The organism is Leclercia sp. 29361, assembly GCF_011290365.1.
Lineage (GTDB): Bacteria > Pseudomonadota > Gammaproteobacteria > Enterobacterales > Enterobacteriaceae > Enterobacter > Enterobacter tamurae.
This window is the reverse complement of sequence record NZ_CP049786.1, coordinates 2,243,992-2,264,132: the sequence shown is the minus strand read 5'-3', so window position 1 is coordinate 2,264,132 and position 20,141 is coordinate 2,243,992. Positions and strand designations below refer to the sequence as shown.

21 protein-coding genes are annotated in these 20,141 nt (G+C 53.9%); 7 read left to right on the top strand and 14 right to left on the bottom strand.

Annotated elements, in window-relative coordinates; genetic code table 11:
- Positions 1-164: 164 nt before the first annotated feature.
- Entirely contained in the window at positions 165-485 is a 321-nt protein-coding gene (locus tag G7090_RS10800) for a hypothetical protein (protein ID WP_166182390.1), read from the bottom strand.
- A 42-nt stretch (positions 486-527) separates the two neighbouring features.
- Positions 528-1,430: a LysR family transcriptional regulator gene (locus G7090_RS10795; protein ID WP_166182389.1), complete on the bottom strand. Its 903-nt coding sequence runs from the start codon at positions 1,428-1,430 to the stop codon at positions 528-530.
- A 98-nt stretch (positions 1,431-1,528) separates the two neighbouring features.
- On the opposite strand from G7090_RS10795, the gene G7090_RS10790 reads away from it, so the two are divergent.
- Positions 1,529-2,056, top strand: coding sequence for a GNAT family N-acetyltransferase (locus G7090_RS10790; RefSeq protein WP_166182388.1), 528 nt, complete (start codon positions 1,529-1,531; stop codon positions 2,054-2,056).
- Positions 2,053-3,246, top strand: a complete 1,194-nt coding sequence (locus G7090_RS10785) for an MFS transporter (RefSeq protein WP_166182387.1) — start codon at positions 2,053-2,055, stop codon at positions 3,244-3,246. Before G7090_RS10790 ends, G7090_RS10785 begins: the two co-directional genes overlap by 4 nt.
- A 51-nt stretch (positions 3,247-3,297) precedes the next feature.
- On the opposite strand, the gene G7090_RS10780 is transcribed toward G7090_RS10785, so the two are convergent.
- Entirely contained in the window at positions 3,298-3,819 is a 522-nt protein-coding gene (locus tag G7090_RS10780) for a hypothetical protein (RefSeq protein WP_166182386.1), read from the bottom strand.
- Between the two features lie 416 nt (positions 3,820-4,235).
- On the opposite strand from G7090_RS10780, the gene G7090_RS10775 reads away from it, so the two are divergent.
- Complete coding sequence (locus G7090_RS10775) at positions 4,236-4,526, top strand: Bor family protein (protein WP_166182385.1); 291 nt, start codon at positions 4,236-4,238, stop codon at positions 4,524-4,526.
- Between the two features lie 566 nt (positions 4,527-5,092).
- Here G7090_RS10775 and G7090_RS10765 read toward each other — a convergent pair.
- From G7090_RS10765 to dcp, 3 genes are all read right to left on the bottom strand, one after another.
- On the bottom strand, positions 5,093-5,473 hold the full coding sequence (locus tag G7090_RS10765; protein ID WP_166182384.1) for a TonB family protein: 381 nt from the start codon (positions 5,471-5,473) through the stop codon (positions 5,093-5,095).
- Positions 5,474-5,568: 95 nt separating this feature from the next.
- Positions 5,569-6,396 carry a hypothetical protein gene (locus tag G7090_RS10760; RefSeq protein WP_242685371.1) on the bottom strand — a complete coding sequence of 276 codons (828 nt, stop codon included), beginning with the start codon at positions 6,394-6,396 and terminating at the stop codon, positions 5,569-5,571.
- A gap of 255 nt (positions 6,397-6,651) precedes the next feature.
- Positions 6,652-8,697 carry a peptidyl-dipeptidase Dcp gene (gene dcp, locus G7090_RS10755; protein WP_166182383.1) on the bottom strand — a complete coding sequence of 682 codons (2,046 nt, stop codon included), beginning with the start codon at positions 8,695-8,697 and terminating at the stop codon, positions 6,652-6,654.
- Between the two features lie 153 nt (positions 8,698-8,850).
- On the opposite strand from dcp, the gene ydfG reads away from it, so the two are divergent.
- Together ydfG and G7090_RS10745 are read left to right on the top strand one after the other, a co-directional pair.
- A complete protein-coding gene (gene ydfG, locus G7090_RS10750; RefSeq protein WP_166182382.1) occupies positions 8,851-9,597 on the top strand; it encodes a bifunctional NADP-dependent 3-hydroxy acid dehydrogenase/3-hydroxypropionate dehydrogenase YdfG in 747 nt (248 codons plus the stop codon).
- Positions 9,598-9,688: 91 nt separating this feature from the next.
- Positions 9,689-10,375: a GntR family transcriptional regulator gene (locus tag G7090_RS10745; protein ID WP_106993833.1), complete on the top strand. Its 687-nt coding sequence runs from the start codon at positions 9,689-9,691 to the stop codon at positions 10,373-10,375.
- Between the two features lie 42 nt (positions 10,376-10,417).
- Here G7090_RS10745 and G7090_RS10740 read toward each other — a convergent pair whose 3' ends face one another.
- The 7 genes from G7090_RS10740 to G7090_RS10710 all read right to left on the bottom strand — a co-directional run bounded on the left by G7090_RS10740 (position 10,418) and on the right by G7090_RS10710 (position 18,471).
- Positions 10,418-10,849: a universal stress protein gene (locus G7090_RS10740; RefSeq protein ID WP_166182381.1), complete on the bottom strand. Its 432-nt coding sequence runs from the start codon at positions 10,847-10,849 to the stop codon at positions 10,418-10,420.
- Between the two features lie 161 nt (positions 10,850-11,010).
- On the bottom strand, positions 11,011-12,474 hold the full coding sequence (locus tag G7090_RS10735) for a mannitol dehydrogenase family protein (RefSeq protein ID WP_166182380.1): 1,464 nt from the start codon (positions 12,472-12,474) through the stop codon (positions 11,011-11,013).
- A gap of 218 nt (positions 12,475-12,692) precedes the next feature.
- Positions 12,693-14,237: an MFS transporter gene (locus G7090_RS10730; protein WP_166182379.1), complete on the bottom strand. Its 1,545-nt coding sequence runs from the start codon at positions 14,235-14,237 to the stop codon at positions 12,693-12,695.
- A 125-nt stretch (positions 14,238-14,362) separates the two neighbouring features.
- The gene (locus G7090_RS10725) at positions 14,363-15,742 is read right to left on the bottom strand and encodes an MFS transporter (protein ID WP_166182378.1); all 1,380 of its coding nucleotides are present in this window, start codon (positions 15,740-15,742) and stop codon (positions 14,363-14,365) included.
- A gap of 53 nt (positions 15,743-15,795) precedes the next feature.
- Entirely contained in the window at positions 15,796-16,809 is a 1,014-nt protein-coding gene (locus G7090_RS10720; RefSeq protein WP_166182377.1) for a Zn-dependent oxidoreductase, read from the bottom strand.
- 11 nt (positions 16,810-16,820) lie between these two features.
- Positions 16,821-18,035 (bottom strand): D-mannonate dehydratase ManD, encoded by a 1,215-nt coding sequence (gene manD, locus G7090_RS10715; protein ID WP_106993827.1) that lies wholly within the window; start codon positions 18,033-18,035, stop codon positions 16,821-16,823.
- 109 nt (positions 18,036-18,144) lie between these two features.
- Positions 18,145-18,471 (bottom strand): YnfA family protein, encoded by a 327-nt coding sequence (locus G7090_RS10710; RefSeq protein WP_166182376.1) that lies wholly within the window; start codon positions 18,469-18,471, stop codon positions 18,145-18,147.
- 147 nt (positions 18,472-18,618) lie between these two features.
- Here G7090_RS10710 and G7090_RS10705 point away from each other — a divergent pair, with 147 nt between their 5' ends.
- A complete protein-coding gene (locus G7090_RS10705; protein WP_106993825.1) occupies positions 18,619-18,948 on the top strand; it encodes a DUF1283 family protein in 330 nt (109 codons plus the stop codon).
- Between the two features lie 39 nt (positions 18,949-18,987).
- Here the strand turns inward: G7090_RS10705 and G7090_RS10700 are convergent, their stop codons facing one another.
- The gene (locus G7090_RS10700; RefSeq protein WP_181247261.1) at positions 18,988-19,698 is read right to left on the bottom strand and encodes a YnfC family lipoprotein; all 711 of its coding nucleotides are present in this window, start codon (positions 19,696-19,698) and stop codon (positions 18,988-18,990) included.
- A gap of 106 nt (positions 19,699-19,804) precedes the next feature.
- On the opposite strand from G7090_RS10700, the gene G7090_RS10695 reads away from it, so the two are divergent.
- Complete coding sequence (locus G7090_RS10695; protein ID WP_106993824.1) at positions 19,805-20,110, top strand: DUF1161 domain-containing protein; 306 nt, start codon at positions 19,805-19,807, stop codon at positions 20,108-20,110.
- Positions 20,111-20,141 lie beyond the last annotated feature (31 nt).

The following is a 20,141-nucleotide window of genomic DNA, read 5'->3' as shown; positions in this document are numbered from 1 at the left end:
GGGTGATGAAAAAAATTCATGTTGAGCGAAAGACAAAAAAAAACCGCCAGAGACTGGCGGTAAATGCTTGCATGGATAGATTTGTATTTTGATATCTACGGACCCGGTATTCCATACCGGGCTGCGGATCCTGACCAGGTTAGCATGAGCAAGATAAATGAAGGTTAAACGAGGTTTGAGCTGGTGGACGATGTCCGATAACGCGCAACAAGCCAGACGACTGTGCAGGCCGCGACCGGCACCAGCCAGTCGAGCAGGCTGGCCAGGTTCCAGACCTGCCAGTCAAACCCGCCCCACCACGGCATGTTGGCGCGCTTGCCGTGACCAAACAGGGCGATCCAGCGGTATTCCGCCTGAGTCTGTTCCCGGGCGATAAACCACAGACAGCCCATTGCTCCGCCGATGCCCCATTTGCCCAGTCTGAGGCCGCAGAGGCACTGGAGAGTTACGGCGGCTAAGGCGTGCAGTAGAGGGGAGAAATCCATTATGGTGTCCATAGCTTATTGTTTGGGCAAAAACATGCAAGATTAGCTCTTATCTTTGGCGAAACCACATTGTAACTGTTTCAAGACCTCGTTGATCCCTCTGCTGACAATCCTGTCCTCCCGCATGATCGTTCCGAGAGTGCGATAATGCGGGGGGACCATCGAATGCAGGCTAAGCCCCTCTCGTTCTTCCATGACGTCGACTGCCATGCGAGGAACGATACTGTAACCCAGCCCAGCACGAACCATCCGTTTAATAGCTTCAATGCTGCCAAGCTCCATTACAGGGCGGGCAGCATATCCGGCATCGCGGAACCACTCATCAATCAGGGAACGGGTTCCGCTTCCGGGCTCAAAGATAATCAATGGCAGCGGCAACAGGTCGTCCGGAGAAAGCGCTTTTGCGCTCCGCCCGGAGAGATCTTTTTCCATGATCACCACAAACTCATCCGTGCCCAAGGGGCTAACGCTCAGGCATTTGCCTGCTGCCGGTAGTGTAACCAGACCAATATCGATACGATTTTCTTCCACGCCCCGCACGATATCTGACGTATTGCCTGTGCGGACATCCACTTTCAACAGAGGATGGCGGAGTCGCAACTGTTGCAGTAAGGGCGGCAGCAGGTGAATGCAGGCCGTTGCGCCTGTCCCGACAACAACTGTGCCAGTGATTTCGTCCGAATGCAGGGATACTGATTCAACAGCAGCGCCGACGGCTGCATCAATTTTCATGGAATGCTCAGAGAGAGTCATGCCAGCAGGCGTGGGCTTTATTCCCCGGCTGGTTCGCTCAATAAGCCGAACCTGAAACACCTGCTCCAGTTGTCTTATCTGCAGACTGACGGCGGGTTGCGATATTCCAAGCGCTTCAGCCGCCCCGGAGAAACTCCCCCGGCTGATGACCATCCTGAAGGTCACAAGGTGATCGAGGTTAAGGGTTGCCATCTCAAAGTTTTCCTTATGCCGCAGATAAGCTCCACGGTCTGTCTGAAATTATTCATCGGGATTAGGCTCTTTTTATGATTAGAAGAGGAGTTGTACCAGTGAAAATAATTGAAGCCGACGAACAACATATTCCTGCCATTCAACAGATTTATGCTTATCACGTATTACATGGCACTGCCAGCTTTGAAACCACCCCACCAGATATCGCTGAAATGGCAAATCGCCTGAAAAAGGTACGTGCTGCAGGATTGATTTGGCTCGTAGCGATTGATGAAGGCCAGGTCTGCGGATATTGCTATCTCTCCTTTTACCGGGAACGACCTGCATATCGCTTAACCCTGGAAGACTCGATATATATCGATCCTACGTTTCTGGGCCGGGGTATCGGCAAGCGGCTATTAACCCATGCGATAACCTGGGCAGAAACACAGGGTTTTCGTCAGCTCGTGGCCATAGTGGGTAACAGCGAGAATGACCCCTCTATTGCCCTGCATAGTGGCGCAGGCTTCAGCATGACGGGCACACTCAGATCGGTCGGATTCAAACACGGACGTTGGCTTGATACGGTCCTCCTGCAGCGCACGCTCGGACAGGGCGATGCCACGCTTCCGGAGAGACAATATTGAAAAACGGAACTCTGTCAGGCCGCATCGTTTTTTGCATCGGCATGACGCAGCTTATCAACTGGGGGATTACGTTTTATATGCCCGGAGCGCTAGGGAATGCCATCATGGCGGAGAGGGGCTGGACGCCTGTGATGACTTTCTCCGGTTTGACTGTCGCCATGCTGGTTATGGGGCTGGTTTCGCCGCTCACAGGTCATGTCATGGCCCGCATCGGCGGACGCGCGATGATGATGACGGGTACCCTCGCTATTATTGTCGGCTGTTTTCTTATGGCTTTTGTTCATACCAGCACAACGTGGATTGCGATATGGGTGCTGACGGGCATCGGTATGCGGCTTTCCCTTTATGACGCCGCGTTTGCCATGCTGGTGGAAACCGCAGGTACAGGCGCCCGGCGGACAATCTCTCACATTACCCTGCTCGGCGGTCTGGCTTCAGCAGCGTTCTGGCCGATAGGCGATGCCCTGTTACATTTCACCGACTGGCGACATGCCCTCATCGTTTACGGTTGTGCGGGCCTGGTAAGCCTGCTCTTTCTGTACGCCGTTCCGACAGGCGATCCGGTATCACCGCCCACTACCGATCGGCTCACAATTGCGACGACAAGGGAAGTGGAGAGTCGAAAAGCGTTCATCAGCGGCCTGTGGTATGCGGCCCTGATTGCGTTGCTCAGTTTTGTCTCGACCGGCGTATCGACACAGTTTCCCCGCATACTGACCGCGTTTGGGCTGCCTGCACTGGCTGGCATGCTCTGGGGTCTGGGACAGGTCACCGCCCGTCTTCTGGATGTCATCGCCGGTGCGCGCATCTCCGCGCTAAACCTTAACCTTATTATCGGCATCCTCTTGCCACTCTGTTTTCTTGCTGGCCTGATGGGTAGCACGACTCCCCTGGCTGCCATCTCCTTTGTACTGGTTTACGGTGCCGTAAACGGCCTGAGCACGATTGTGAAGGCCCTCCTTCCGCTCGCCTTGTTTGAACCGCAGCAGTACGCCCGAAGAACAGGCGTATTGCTGTCACCGGGCTTTTTCCTCGCGGCGCTTGCTCCGGGTGTCTATGCCATGCTGATAGAAAAATATGGCATATCCGGTATGCTGCTTATTTCCGCTATTATAACCCTGTGCATTTCAGCAATTTCCGTGGTGCTCTGGAAACGACATATTGCTGAGCAATTGATCCAGCACCGTTGATGTCGCGCGATTTATCGGAAAATTGATCATAGCTAAGCAATGGTTTTTGAATCAGCCAATCTTCCAGAACGGGCGACTGCAGATTTTTTTAACATTCCAGTATCTGACCGGATTATTGCTGTATTTGTTGACTATTTCATCGGAATTGACGGAAGCATCAGGAACGAAGTCAGAAGGGACCTGCACAGCCTTGTTTCCTGAGACTATATAGTAATATTTCCCGGCTTCTGGAATGAGTGAAGAGTTAGTACTTTGAATAAATCGTCCGGAACTGTTGATCTGCGATACAGAGTACAGAACATCCGGTTTCACCTTGCTTACTATTATATTCCCTTTAGCCTGAAAAACGTTAGAGTCAAGTTCATAGCGATCGGACATATCGTAGCAATTGTCTTTGCTGTTCATGGTGTATGAACCCAGATAGATGGTCCCTACATTGCCCTCACGGTTAAGAACATACAACGTCGCAGCATCACTTCCATTGTAATTATCATAATCAAGTGGTAATACCTTGGCACACCCTGTAAGTCCAATTGAGATCATTGCTAATATCAGGGTTTTATTCAATTTCATATCGTCCTTTATTATGCATAGTTTGTTGTCCATATTAAATACAATAATTTGTCAGCGTTTTCAAAGAGTAATTCTCATGGAGCGTATGACTTCCCCTCGCTCATAACGGCCAGGCATGCCCTCGCCACCAGTGCCTTGCTGGTGACGTACAATGTAGAGAGTTTGTTCAGGGCACGGGTATGGAGGTGGAAGAACAGAGTGCCTTTAGGATTATCCTTAGGATTAATTATACAGTGCATTTGCCATGCCATCATCCGTGGCCAGAAGATGTTCCCGAAGTTGCGATTATGTCAAAGGGATTACATATAATTTTTAGCCATTGGCTACTTAATAAACTCCCACTCGACTGGTCTAATATGTAGCGTTCATTAATCATGTCATCATTTTTTCGAATTATACAAACAACAGGGTCATTTATGAAAAAGTTAATCATGGTAGCGCTGATTGCAGGTGCAGTTTCCGGCTGTGCTCAACAATCATTTTCGGTAAATAAAGGAACAACGTTCGCGCCACAGAAAGTCACAACGCACCATTTCTTCGTTAGCGGTATCGGCCAGTCTAAGCAAATCGACGCAGCTCAGGTGTGCGGCAGTGCAGACAAAGTCGTTCGCACTGAAGTGCAGCAGACTTTTGTGAATGGCCTGCTGGGCGTTGTTACCTTTGGTATTTATACGCCGCGTGAAGCGCGCGTTTACTGCGCCAAATAAAGTTTTCGTCGGCAGGGATTATTCCTGCTTATACGGAAAAAGAGCCGGGCATTGCGCCCGGTTTTGTTAGTACACTGCCTTACCCTACCCAGATTCTCGACTTCTTTCGCCCCGCCCTCGATAGATTCGCTGTAATCCATGATTAACGCCATACGTCTGAGTATTGCAAACTGCGTTCAATCGAAAACAAGGATAAGCAGCACCTGTCCTGTGTTACCGGTGACCAGCTCGATAATTTCAAACCCTGCCGATGTTTCGAGAATACGGGTGTCCATGCCCACGCTGCAGATAGTGTCAGGACAGAGCCAGCGTTCTACATAGTCCGTTGCCAGTAATACGAAGCCGATTACAAATCTTCGTGCCGACTGAAGAGCATGAATGTTCGGCCTGGCCCTCACAGGTCAAAATATCTTCAAATGTCGAGACCTGGATTTCAATCAAGTCATTGGGCACAGGCAAAAGGGTGTTGACACTAGCAACGATCCAGCGGCCAACAGTAACTGCCCCCTTACACAGAGAAATTTCATACCCAATTTTAATCATTCAGTTAATTTTTCTTCATAAAGCTACAGGGCGGAGCGCTGAGATTCATCAACAAATGATCCACCATTTAGACGAAAAGTGATGACTTTTTTCTGAGTTTCCAAATTTGGAGGTAAACACCACCTTTCCACCGAACGTAATGTTTCTCCTTCAAAAAAACCGTTTGGTACAGCTGAAATGATGCGGACATTTCTTGGATGTCCATCAAAACCGACTGTATAAGACACTGTTACCACCCCTTCGACCCGAAGCGCCTGAGCTTTTGCTGGGTAGTATGGGTATTGCATGCTTACTAACCCATTGCACGATTTAATTTTACTTCCAGAATCATCTTCTCTTTGGTTGAAATTATGGTGGCATGCGGTAGCAAAAATTAGCACTGATATAGCAATGAATTTTTTCAAATTAAGACCTGATCGATAAATTTTGAACGGAATTTATAATTGCTTTGGTATTGCGGTCACTGAGCAAAAGGCGCTCATTGAGCGCCTTTCATACATTACAGGGGGCTGTTTTCATCAAGCATAGTAACTTTCCATATTGGCTGGCTGGTATCGTCAATTCGCCAGAATGTCTTGCTACCTGCAGTGCCGCTTAATGAATACCCCACCAGCGCCAACACATTTAGCTGATTGCCATTGTTGTCTAAATAAGAATAATAATCTTTTACTCTGTAGCCCGTATCTTGTACCGTCGAAACCGCCTGATCGTCGTTATAAGTCAGATCGGGTGTAAAGTCCTGAATCGTTTTATTGGAAAAGTCGCGTTGTATTGTCTTCGCTTCATAATCACTAACGACAAAGGCCGCATTAGCCGGGAAATGCTTCAGTACGGTAGGCAGGTCAGGCGCTGCGGCATTAACTGTCATCATGCCATGTTTAATGACATACGCATTGAGCCAGCAGCCAAACAAGGCAGATTTGGCATCATGGAAATCAGGATCTGAAAGCCCTGGGAGCTCCTTCACTTGCTTACCTGCCATGCGTAGAGCCACAAAATCGGTACAGGTTGAAACATTTGCCTGATTCCCGTCATTAAGAATCAGCGTAAGCGGCGAATTATTAACCATCAACTCGCCACCGGCAATGCTATATGAGCTGAAAATTAATCCTGTAATAATATAAGCGACGCGCTTCATAAAAACCCCTACAGAAACAATGCCTATATCATCAAATATCTCAGACTTGATGACAAGACAATAGAAACAATAAAGTCCTGCAATTGAGCCGGGTTTTGAATAAAAGTGAGGGCTGATAGTATGCGGCGTCAGGCCTTCCTGCTTAGCGCGAAAATGTATGGCCATTAGCTCTTTGGTGAATTTAGTCATGGGTGAGTCCTCAAATCCGTCTGAGGTTAATTTCTATGCAAATCAACAATTGCTTACAGCGCATATTTAATCGTCTCACTCGTTACTATGCAGGGGCAGGCGTGGTATGTCCCCTCTTTCATCAGGCTTGTTTTACCGCCAGTTCGATAGTGGTAGTGATTAAGGATTCATTTTGGGGAGGAGTTTTGGGGAAGAAAAAATCGGTCAAAAAACCGGGCATCTCGCCCGGTTCTTTTTCCAGCCTGAAAAAATCCCTTACGCACTCAACCCACGATTCACCAGCATCGGCTCAATCTGCGGATTATGCCCGCGCCACTGGCGATAAAGTTCCGCTAAATCACTGCTATTCCCACGGGACAAAATCGCCTCGCGGAATTTCTGTCCGTTTTCACGGTTCAGTCCGCCCTCTTCCACGAACCACTGATAGCCGTCATCGGCCAGCATTTGCGTCCACAGATAGGCGTAATAGCCCGCCGCATAACCGCCACCGAAGATATGGGCAAAGTAGCTGCTGCGATAGCGCGGCGGTACGGCGGCGAGATGGAGTTGTTCCCGCTCCAGGGCTGCGGTTTCAAAGGCCTCGACATCCTCTGGCGCTTCGTTGGCGGTTAATCCGTGCCAGTTCATGTCCAGCAGCGCGGCGCTGAGCAGCTCGGTCATGTCATAGCCTTTATTAAACTGGGTGGCGCTGAGCATTTTCTCCCGCAGGGCGTCTGGCATCGGCTCCCCGGTTTCATAGTGGCGGGCATAGTGGGCAAAGACCTGTGGATGGCTGGCCCAGTGCTCGTTGATTTGCGACGGGAACTCGACAAAATCGCGCGGTGTGTTGGTGCCGGAGAGCGTGGCGTAACGCTGGCTGGCAAACAGCCCGTGCAGGGTATGACCAAACTCGTGGAACAGGGTGATGACATCATCCCAGGAGATCAGCGCCGGCTGGCCTGCCGCCGGTTTTTGGTAGTTGCAGACGTTATAGATCACCGGACGCGTACCAAACTCATGGGACTGCTCGACAAAATTCCCCATCCACGCCCCGCCGCCTTTGGAGTCGCGGGCGAAGAAGTCGCCGTAAAACAGCGCCATCCCTTCTCCGTGGTGGTCGAAGATCTCCCAGACGCGCACATCAGGATGGTAAACCGGGATGTCGCTTCGCTCGACAAAGGTAATGCCGAACAGCTGGGTCGCCGCCCAGAAGACGCCGTCGGTAAGCACCCGATTGAGGGCAAAATAGGGCTTAACCTGCGATTCATCGAGGGCGTACTTCGCCAGCCGCACGCGCTCGGCGTAAAACGACCAGTCCCAGGCCTGTACCTCAAACCCGCCCTGTTCGTCATCAATCACCTTCTGGATATCGGCCTGCTCCTGCAGTGCGCGCCCGCGCGCAGCTGGGACAATCCCGTGCATAAACGCCAGCGCAGCGGCGGGAGTTTTGGCCATCTGATCGGCAATTTTCCAGCTGGCATAGCTGTCGAAGCCCAGCAGTTCCGCCTGACGCGCCCGCAGCGCAACCAGACGCCGTACCAGCTCGCGGGTGTCGTTGGCATCGTTTTTTTGCGTACGCAGCCAGCCCGCTTTAAACAGATTTTCCCGGGTCTGGCGATCGCGCAGCTGTTGCAGGGCCGGTTGCTGGGTGGTGTTCAGCAGCGGAATCAACCAGCGATCGCTGAGCCCTTTATCCGCCGCCGCCTGGGCTGCCGCAGCCAGCTCTGCCTGGCTGAGCCCATCCAGTTGATGAGGATAATCCACCACCAGCCCGCCCGCCTTATCGGCTGCCAGCAGACGCTGGTTAAACTGGCTGGTGAGCGCGGCAGACTCGGTATTGATGCTTTTCAGTTCCTGCTTTTCAGCCGCTCCCAGCCGGGCTCCGGCGAGAATAAAGCGCTGATGCAGCTCCTCAATCAGGCGCAGGGACTCCGCGTCCGGGGCCATCGTCTGCCGGGCATTATAGACAGCATCAACCCGGGCGAAGAGCGCATCATTCAGCCAGATATCATTGGCCAGCGCCGCCAGTTCGGTAGAGATCGCCTCTTCTAACTGCTGCAGATAATCATTGGTATGCGCCGAGGTCATGGCGAAGAAGACGTTGCTTACCCGGCTCAGCAGACCGCCGCTCTTCTCCAGCGCCAGCACGGTATTGGTAAAGTCAGGTGCCGCCGCAGACCCGGCGATCGCGGCGATCTCCTCGCGCCTCTGGCGGATAGCCTCGTCAAAAGCCGGACGATAGTGGCTGTCGTCGATCAGATCAAAATGCGGCGCCTGGTACGGCAGCAGGCTGGTTGCGAAAAAGGGATTAGTGCCAGACATATCAGACTCCTGAATACGATGAATTTCACCAGAGTAGGCCAGCCCGGCAGTGGCTGCAATCTCTGTCACCATCAGGGGTCGAAAAGTCGCCTTACTCTGCGTCAGATCACATGCTATGGTAGTACTACACAAAAAGCGTTGAGGAACAGTGACATGATTATTTTAGTTACCGGGGCGACAGCAGGTTTTGGTGAAAGCATCACGCGTCGCTTCGTCGCTAACGGGCATAAGGTGATTGCCACCGGCCGTCGTCAGGAGCGTCTGCAGGAGCTGAAAGAGGAGCTCGGGGACAGCATTCTGACCGCGCAGCTGGACGTGCGTAACCGCGCATCCATCGAAGAGATGATTGCTAACCTGCCAACTGAATGGCGCGACATCGACGTGCTGGTCAACAATGCAGGGCTGGCGCTGGGCCTTGAGCCTGCGCATAAAGCCAGCGTCGAAGACTGGGAAACGATGATCGATACCAATAACAAAGGTCTGGTGTATATGACCCGCGCCGTGCTGCCTGGCATGGTCGAGCGCAACCGCGGTCATGTCATTAACATCGGCTCCACGGCGGGCAGCTGGCCTTACGCGGGCGGCAACGTCTACGGTGCGACCAAAGCCTTTGTGCGTCAGTTCAGCCTGAATCTGCGCACCGATCTGCACGGCACCGCTATTCGCGTGACGGATATCGAGCCGGGTCTGGTTGGCGGGACGGAGTTCTCCAACGTGCGCTTCAAAGGCGATGACGACAAAGCAGGTAAAACGTACGAGAACACCACTGCCCTGACGCCGGACGATGTCACCGAGGCGGTCTGGTGGGTGGCTACCCTACCGAAGCACGTCAACATCAACACCGTTGAAATGATGCCGGTCAGCCAGAGTTTTGCTGGTCTGAGCGTCCATCGCGGATGATTTTTCCGGACCTGGCCTGCGGGCCAGGTCTGGGATGCCCGGCAAAAGAATGGTAGTATTTACCGGTTAATTCTCTGAGAAATCACAACCAATGGCCGCTGAATCGCAACTTAATCCGACCCAACCCGTTAATCAGCAGATTTACCGTATTTTGCGCAGCGACATTGTGCATTGTCTGATCCCTCCCGGAACGCCGCTCTCGGAAAAAGAGGTGTCGGTCCGCTTTGATGTCTCCCGCCAGCCGGTTCGCGAAGCCTTTATTAAACTGGCTGAAAATGGCCTGATTCAGATCCGCCCTCAGCGCGGCAGCTACGTGAATAAGATCTCCCTCACCCAGGTGCAGAATGGCTGCTTTGTCCGTCAGGCCATCGAGTGCGCCGTGGTCCGTCGCGCGGCAAGTCTGGTGGACGATCATCAGTGCTATCTGCTGGAGCAGAACCTCCACCAGCAGCGCATCGCCATTGAACGTAAGCAGCTGAATGACTTTTTCCTGCTCGACGACGAGTTTCACCAGAAGCTGGCGCAGATTGCCGGCTGTCAGCTGGCGTGGGATACCATAGAGAACATTAAGGCGACGATGGATCGGGTGCGCTACATGAGCCTTGACCACGTCTCACCGCCGGAGATGTTACTGCGTCAGCATCATGATATTTTCACTGCGCTGGAAAAGCGCGACGCCGATGCGGTCGAAAAAGCGATGACCCTGCATCTGCAGGAGATTGGCGAGTCGGTGCAGTTAATCCGTCAGGAAAACAGCGACTGGTTCAGCGAAGAGTAAGAGATCCGCATCCCGTCGAATGCCAGGGATGCGGGAATGCATTTAGCGCACCACTAATACCGGAATTTTGGCATAGCGTAATACCGATTCGGCATTCGAACCCAACAGATGCGTTGTTACCCCCGGCTTTTTCGAGCCGATAACAATGATATCGAACTCCCCTTCTTTACCCAGCGCGATAATTTCATCGCGCACGCTGCCAAACCGCACCAGGGTATGAATATTCTCAGCCGGAATATCAAACAGCCGCTTTAACGCATTCATCTTTTTGTTGGACTCTTCGGTCATATAAGCCTCGAATTTGACAATATCCGAGGAGAAGCCCCGCAGCATGGCGCGACTGTTGACCGGGAGAACATTTAATAACGTAATTTCAGCATTATCCGCCCGCGCCAGAAATGCCGCGTGACGCACCGCCTTATCGCTTAAATCCATTTCAAATACATCGACAGGCATCAATATCTTCTTATACATACGCCTTTCTCCTTATATCGATAATATGTTGCTTAACGATATTCAGAGTGACATGACTTTATCAAACGAAGGTTAAACGACTGGGTCAGGAAATAAGCGGTATGAGTAAAGAAATGTGGGAATACGATCATGCCGCCGGAAACGGCGGCATGTGGAGGGGGTTAAATCTGCGCGGCGTAGTGGGCGACGGTGGCTTTCGCCCCGTTCCTCAGCAACGCAGCGTAAGCGTTCATCACTGCTTCCACAAAGACGCTGTCGTGCGGCAACTCCTGACCGAAAATGGTCTCAATCCCCAGCAGGGCTTTCACGCGGCTTTCACCTTCGGCACTGCCCTGTACCGCCGCCTGGATCACCGGCAGCAGCGGATCGCATACCTCGATAGCTTCGCCGCGTTCATCGACGCCACCGACATAGCGCATCCAGCCCGCAATGCCCAGCGCCAGCAGTGGGAAGCTGCGCTGGTGCACCCGGTGCCAACGCACGGAGTCCAGCATACGCTGAGGCAGTTTCTGGCTACCGTCCATGGCGATCTGCCAGGTACGGTGGCGCAGCGCCGGGTTGCTGTAGCGGTCGATCAGCAGATCAGCGTAACGGGCCAGGTCCACCCCGGTGACTTTCAGCGTCGGGGCCTGCTCGTTTAACATCAGCGCGTGGGCGGCACGCTTGTAGTTCGCGTCTTCCATGCAGTCGTTGATGTGCTGATAGCCCGCCAGATAACCCAGATAGGCGAGGAATGAGTGGCTGCCGTTGAGCATGCGCAGCTTCATCTCTTCGAACGGGATCACGTCGGCCACCAGCTCGGCACCCGCTTTCTCCCAGGCCGGACGTCCGGCGACAAAGTTGTCTTCGATGACCCACTGACGGAACGGCTCGCAGGCCACCCCCGCCGGATCGCGCACGCCGGTAATCTGTTCGATTTTGCTCAGCGTGTCGGCGGTGACGGCAGGCACGATACGGTCGACCATGGTGGACGGGAAGGTGACATTGGCTTCGATCCAGTCGGCCAGCTCGCTGCTAACCGCCCGGGCATAGGCACAGGTCACATTGCGCATCACATGGCCGTTCTCCGGCATGTTGTCGCAGGACATCACGGTGAAGGCAGGCAGACCGGCATTTTTACGTCGCGCCAGCGCTTCCACCACCACACCCACCGCAGAAACCGGCTGATGTGGATTCTGCAGATCGGCGGCGATCAATGGGTGATCCAGCATCAACTGCCCGGTGGCTGGCGCATGGCAGTAGCCTTTCTCAGTGATGGTCAACGAGACGATCGCCACCTGCGGTTCGCACATGGCTGCCAGCACCGCTTCCAGCCCATCCACCTGGGCGTGCAGCGCTTTTTTCACCACCCCAACCACCCGCGCCGTCCAGGCATCGGCTGACATTTCGGCGACGGTGTAGAGGTTATCCTGAGCCTTAAGATCCGCGATCTGCTGCTCGCCGCCGATCAGGTTAACTTCGCAGTATCCCCAGTCGCTGCCGTGATCTGCTGCCAGCATATCGGCATACACCGCCTGATGGGCGCGGTGGAAGGCACCAAAACCCAGATGCACGATGCGCGACTGTAAGGCATCGCGGTTGTAGTGAGGAAGCGTGGCTTGCGCATGTAATAACGGATTTTTCATGATAGTACTCGTTAAAAGTGATTAAGCGATGGATCCGGGCGGGTAGTGCTTACCCGCCCGGCTTACTAACCCAACTAGAATGGTAGGTGGCATAAAAAATTCTCTGCCGTTAACCATACTGATTGTTGATATGTCGATATTGATTTACGTTAACTTTTCACCATCTGGTGTGACATCAATTGCAAGTTGTGTGACAGCATTAAAATGCTGTAAACCACTCACCCGTTCGTGGTGACGCTTTCCCGCGGTTGGGATGCGACCGGAGTCAGCTCCGTCCAGAGCCTGTCATAGTCATGGCCCGTCAGGTCCTCCACGATGCGCCGCACGTGGGGTTCAACCGCCGCTTTAGAACCATTGGCCCGCAGTCGCTCCACCTCTTCCACGAAGATCTGGTGAGTCTGTTTATTCAGACGGAACGTCAGTGCCTGCCAGAGGGCGAGGATCAGCAGCCCGGCGGTACCGATAAACATCAGCATGGCGATCATATGAATCGCTTCCGGCGGCTGGACCTGACTCCCCTTCACGAAGCCCCCGGTTTGCAGCAGAAAACCGACCACAAAGGTGGCGATGGCAACGGTGGTTTTGCGCGAAAAAGTCATCACCGCGGCGAACAGCCCTTCCCGGCGCTGACGGCTGACCATTTCGTCAATATCGGGAATGAACGGGAAGACGTTCCACGGGGTGAATTCCAGCACGCAGCGGCCCACCTGATACAGCCCGGCCAGGATAAACAGCGTGAAAACGGTATTCAACGCCGGGATCTGGTACACCGCCAGGAAACCGGCCAGGCACAGCATCATCACCAGATAGGCAAAAACGTACAGCCGGGCCGGACCGTATTTGATGATCCCGAGGCCAGCAATGAGCGTCACCGGCAAACCAACGATACTCATCGACAGCAGGCTGCCCGCCAGGGATGACGAGACGTTCAGGCAGTAGACGCAGAAGAAGACAAAAACGGTGTTGTAGACATCTTTGCCGGTGAACGACAGCAGATAGATCGCCAGATGCTTTCTGAAAGCGCGGATTTTCAGCGTCGAGGCGTAGGATTTGAACAGCTCTACAACCATTCGCAGTTTGTCAGAGAAGCTGGTGGGCAAGGCTGACTTTTCCAGCTCGGCCTGCATCTCCGGGGTGAGCTCCCGCTCCCAGGTCACTTTCCACGAGATAAAGACGCAGACCATGAACAGCACCGCGAAGATCACGCCGTTAATCAGGTAGGCATTGGCGCTCTGCTCGCCAAAATAGCCGATCAGCAGCCCGGGGATAAAGGTTGCCAGGAAGGTGCCGGAGGCCGAGAGGAACATGCGGCAGGTGGAGAGTTTGGTGCGGCCGTTAAACTCTTTGGTCATCTCTGACGGCAGCGTTTCCCACGGGATCAACACCATGGCGGCAATGATTTCAAACGCCAGATAGACCGCGAGGTAGAAACCGTAACTCATGCCGTCGAGCCACAGCAAGGCGTAGACCAGCATCAGCGGCGCGCCAATCAGCAGGAAAAAGCGCCGACGGCCAAATTTCTTACCAAAATAGTTCTTATAGAAGTGGTCGGTCAGGCTGCCCATAAACAGGCTGACTACCGCATCGACAATACGGGCGATGGCAACGATCGAGGCCGCTTCCATTGGGGACAAGCCCACAAAGGTGGTGTAGAAAAATAGCAGCCAGGCGCCGATGACGGTAAAGGCGCCGCCGCCCATAATATCGGTTAATCCGTATCCAATACTCACCGGTATGGTGATGTTTTTCTTTGCACGAGACATACAGTTTCCTTACCTGAAAAAAATCCAGTTAATTCCCGATGCTTCCCTGAAAAGGTTGGTAATAGCGTTGTGTTTTGCGAGGGATAAAAAAAGACTCCCCTGCGTTGGCAGGAGAGTCATCAGGGTCAGGAGATAGCGCGATGTTTATTGTTGATGCCCAGCGCGGCAGATTTGTCTTCTGCGGCATCCTCCAGGATGCTCAGATCGCGGTCGCGCACTTCCGGCATCAGCAGGGCTGAGATTAGGCCGATGAAGGAATAGAGCATCACCATCACCACAATTGGCCACCAGGAGCCGGTCATGTTGCAGAAGATCCCCGCCAGCACCGGACCAAAACCAACCGCCACCAGACCGCCCGCCTCTTTCGATATCGCCATTCGGGTGAAACGATTTCGTGAACCGAACATCTCAGCCATGGTGATATTTTCCAGGGCAAAGAGTCCCAGTACCGCGAAGTTATGGATCACGATAATCGACAGCATAATCACGCCAGGCGTATAGGATTTATCGACAATAATCGACAGCATCGGGTAGGCCAGAATAATGGCAGAAATGCTCAGCAGAATATAAGGCAGACGACGGCCATATTTATCCGACAACCAGCCCAGCAGTGGGATAGTAATAAAGCCGAGGATCGAGCTGATCATTAAGGCGTCGGTCGGGATAGCTTTATCAAACAGCAGCGTCTGTACCAGATAACCGGCAAGGAACGTCTGGATCAGACCGGAGTTACCCGCCTGGCCGAAACGCAGGCCGGTTGCCAGCCAGAACGATTTGCTCTTCATCATCGCACCCAGGGTGCTTTCCTGCACAGCCGCCTGTACCGGGGCTTCTTCGGCATTAACCTGCTCGAAGACCGGGCTCTCTTTCAGGTTCATACGCAGCCAGATGGCAAAGATCATTACTACCACGCTGGCAAGGAACGGCACGCGCCATCCCCAGGCCAGCAGTTCTTCGCGGTCGAGGGCAAAGAACATCACCGCCCAGATCGCCGTGGCGCTCAGGGTGCCGCAGTTAGTACCCATCGCCACCAGCGAGGAGATAATGCCGCGTTTTCCTTTTGGCGCATATTCCGCCAGCATGGTGCCCGCGCCGGAGATTTCCGCCCCTGCGCCCAGGCCCTGGATAACACGCAGTGTCACCAGCAGCACCGGCGCGAAGATACCGATCTGTGCATAGGTCGGCAGCACGCCGATCAGCGTGGTACAGATCCCCATCATGGTGATGGTGATAAACAGTACCTTTTTGCGCCCCACGCGGTCGCCCATTTTGCCGAAGATAAAGGCCCCGACGATACGGGCGATATAGCCCGCGCCGTAGGTCCCCATCGCCAGAATCAGCGCCATCGCCGCCGATTGTTCCGGGAAGAAGATCTCGTGAAAGACTAACGCTGCGCCCAGCGAGTAAAGCTGGAAGTCCATGAACTCTAACGCGGTTCCGAGCCATCCTGAGACGGCGGCTTTGATCAGGTCAGATGTGGATCTTTCATGTTGTACTTGAGTCATAATGGCTATCTCAACAGGGTAAGATGCGTACCGCTAAACCGCATTCATAGTTATTAGAACGTCAGCAACACCTTGCAGCACTGCCGCTGGTCTTTTTCAAACAGTTCGATGGCGTCTTTTACATGCTGATACTCAAAGGAGTGAGTAATCAGTTTGTCGGGATCGATAAGTCCCTTCGTCAGCCAGTCGATCACCACCGGGAACTTATTGGCGTTCAGTCGTGAGGAGAAAATCGACAGCTCTTTGCCGGTGATCCCCTGCTGCACGATCTGACTCGGCTCGCTGGAGAAGCCCATCAGCACGATGCGCGCCGCCGGTGCGGCCAGAGTGATGGCTTCCTGCAGAATGGACGGATGGCAGGCCGCATCAATAATCAGCGTTGGCTTGATGCCCTTCTCTTCCAGCAGCGCCGGCAGGGACTGGTTGCCATTGTTAATCACCCAGTCCGCCCCGCTGCGCTGGGCCATTTCCAGACGCTCGTCGATGCGATCGACCACAATCACCTGTTTCACCTTATAAACGCCCTTCAGCGCCTGGACGGTGACCAAGCCCATCGGACCGGCACCGTAAATCAGCGCTACGTCCTGCTCGGTCGGACTAACGTGTCCGGTAACGTTGGCGGCGATGGTGAAGGGCTCAATCATCACCGCGTGCTTGTCGCTGATGGAGTCCGGAATGACCTTCGCATTTTTAGCCGGGACCGCGGCGTATTCGCTGAAGCCGCCATCGCGATGGACGCCCAGCACCACCAGCGAGGCGCAGACGTTCGGTTTACCCACCGAACATTGATAGCAATGTCCGCAGCTGATAACCGGATCCACCGACACGCGCTGCCCCAGGCGAGCAGTATCAACGCCGTCACCAACGGCATCAATCACGCCGAAAAACTCATGGCCGATGACACGCGGGTATTTGGCGAACGGGTTATGGCCGCGATAGATATGGCTGTCTGAACCGCAGATCCCCGCCAGCTTCACCTTGACGCGCACCTCGCCCGCTGCGGGGGTCGGTAATGGGCGATCTTCGATAACCAGCGTATTCGGTTGTTGAATAACGATACTTTTCATCTTCTGCTCCTTTACCAGTTCCACAGCGTGCCGTCTTCCAGACGGGCAACCGGCAGGTAGGCTGGATCGTAGGGATATTTTGCCGCCAGTTTTTCATCAAACTCGATGCCCAGGCCCGGCTTATCGCCCGGATGCATGTAGCCGTCTTCGAAGGTCCAGTTGGTGTTGAAGACCTCGAGCATCTGCTCGGAATAGCCCATGTACTCCTGCACGCCAAAGTTCGGTACCCACAGGTCAAAGTGCAGCGCCGCCGCGTGGCAAATCGGGGAGAGATCCGACGGGCCGTGAGAGCCGGTACGCACCTGATACAGCGAGGCGAAATCGGCAATCCGACGCATCCCGGTGATGCCACCCGCATGGGTAATGGTGGTGCGGATATAGTCGATCAGCTGCTCTTCAATCAGCTGTTTGCAATCCCAGATGCTGTTAAACACCTCGCCCACCGCAATCGGGGTGACGGTATGCTGGCGGATCAGGCGGAAGCACTCCTGGTTCTCGGCCGGGGTTGGATCTTCCATCCAGAACATGCGGTACTGCTCGATGCTCTTGCCGAAGCGCGCGGCTTCAATTGGCGTCAGGCGGTGGTGCATGTCGTGCAGCAGGTGCTCATTAAAGCCATACTTGCTGCGCACGGCGTCAAACAGTTTCGGGGTAAAATCGAGGTATTTTTCGGTTGACCACAGCTGTTCATCCGGCCAGTTGCCTTTGGTGGCAGGTTCATACGCCAGCCCTTTTCCTTTAGACATGCCGTAAGTGGTTTTCATTCCCGGCACGCCGCACTGGACGCGGATGGCCTTGAATCCCATCTCTTTATGACGGGCGTAATCTTCCAGCACATCGTCGATGGTGTGGCCGGTGGTGTGACAGTAAACCATCACCCCTTCACGGGAGGCACCGCCCAGCAGCTGGTACAGCGGCATGTTGGCAGCTTTGGCTTTGATGTCCCACAGCGCCATGTCGATGGCGGAAATCGCCGACATAGTGACCGGGCCGCGACGCCAGTAGGCGCCTTTGTAGAAGAACTGCCAGATATCTTCGATACGGTGGGCATCCCGGCCAATTAACTGCGGGCAGAGATGATCTTTCAGATACGAGGCCACGGACAGTTCGCGGCCGTTTAAGGTGGCATCACCCAGACCGACGATCCCTTCGTCGGTGGTGATTTTCAGCGTGACAAAGTTGCGCCCTGGACAGGTGACAAATACTTCAGCCCCTACAATCTTCATTTTCCGGTTCCTTACATCTCTTGTTGTGATGCAGGAAATTTACGCAACAACCCTACTACCATACAAGTATGAAGATCGAAAAATCCCCGCTTGATCACAGATTGGGCGCTTAAGCGCGCCCCCAGCCTGCTACGATAATCATCATGCCGCACAGCGCGATGGCGGCGCCAGCCCAGTCGTACGGGCTTAACTTAACGCCATCCACCACCCGCAACCACAGCAGCGCGGTGCAGACATATACCCCACCGTAGGCGGCATAGACGCGTCCGCTGGCTGCGGGATGGAGCGTTAACAGCCAGACAAACAGCGCCAGGGCAACGCCCGCGGGAATTAACAGCAGCACCGACGCGCCTTTCTTCAGCCACAGCCAAGGCAGAAAGCAGCCGATAATTTCGCACAGCGCGGTGGCAAAAAAGAGCAGAGTTGTTTTAAACATATTTAACGTTGTCTAAGGAGTGATGCGGTATCATACCCGAATGTGAAAGGATCCTTTCCACATACCCGATATGGGTTTGCCCTCAAAATGGACTGTTATAGAATCTGCGGTGGGATTCGAATTTCCACCATTCATAAGGAAATCGCTATGCGTAAATTGAGCACACGCCTCTGTCTGGTTGCCCTGCTGGCCTCGGTCTTCGTCGCGCCAGTATCCGCCAACACCAGCAAACTGATTATTGAATCCGGCGACAGCGCCCAGAGCCGCCAGAATGCCGCCATGGATAAAGAGCAATGGAACGACACCCGCAACCTGCGCCATAAGGTGAACACCCGCGCGGAGAAAGAGTGGGATAAAGAAGATGTGGCCTTTGATGCGCGGGATAAATGCCAGCAGAGCGCAAACGTCAATGCCTACTGGGAGCCGAACACCCTGCGCTGCCTGGATCGCCGCACCGGCCGCACGATGGCCCCCTGATTTCAGTCCAAACGCACCGCGCAGTCTGCTGCGCGGTGGTTAGTAATACTCAATGCTGTTTTTGATGGTGTACTTCCGCGACACCGCAGGCTTCACGCTCGCATCCACAATCACCAGCTCGCACTCCTCCGGGTTGTTATGCCGGTCGTACTCGCAGGTCTGCTTCACATTTCCCAAGGGTTTATCGTTCAGCAGACTGACCGCGGTATAGTCCATTCGCTTGCGCTTGTCGGCCGACGGGGTCGCCGTAATCGTCAGGTGTTGCTCCCCGGCCACGGTAGTTTTACCCAGCGGATAGCCGTCGGTATCGTAGCGATAGCGTATTTCCATATCTTTGCCGTGGGCGCTCACGATAAACCCGTTGTCATCGGTATCCCATGAGACGCCCGAGGCAGGCATCTCCGCCAGCTGGCACTTACCCTGCAACCGCAGCTTTTTCTGCTGAGTCTGGGCATCGAGATAGTAGTTGGCATCCAGCACCAGAGCGATGCCGGAGTTCGACTCCAGATCCTGCATTTCCAGGCTGTCAAAACACCCTTCTGCCGACAGCGTCCCGCTAACGCGCTTCGCCACTTCCCCTTTGTCATTGAAAAGCGTCTGGCTGAAATCCTTCACTGGCCCACGAAGCGGATCAAAATCGAATTCGTTAGAAAAGCTGGCCATCTCTGGCGTAAACGACAGCGGTGCGCTGGTGTTGTCACACCCCACCAACAGACCCGCCAGGAGAAGCATAAGCGCGTGTTTATTCACATGACCTACCGATAGATGAAGATAATTGCCCGTCATAGTAGCAAATACAACCATTTACATTAACCCTGCTAATATTATAGTCACACACAGTCGTAAGGAGGCAGATATGACACGGTTACCTTGGATTACTGCACTTTTGCTGGCGGGCATTGCCCCGGCCGCGCTGGCCGCGCCCGACAACTGCGAGCGGATCAAAAGCGATATTCAGCAGCGAATTATCAACAATGGCGTCCCGGAATCCGGCTTTATGCTGAACATTGTGCCGAACGATCAGGCCGATAAACCCGACGCCGAAGTGGTGGGTCATTGCGCCAATGACACTCTAAAAATCCTCTACACCCGCACCAGCAGCGGAAACTACCCGGTCAGCGGAGGCGGCACCCAGGCCCCGGCACCGCGCGAGCCACAGTAAACGTTCTCCCCCGTTAAGGCGGGGGAATCCC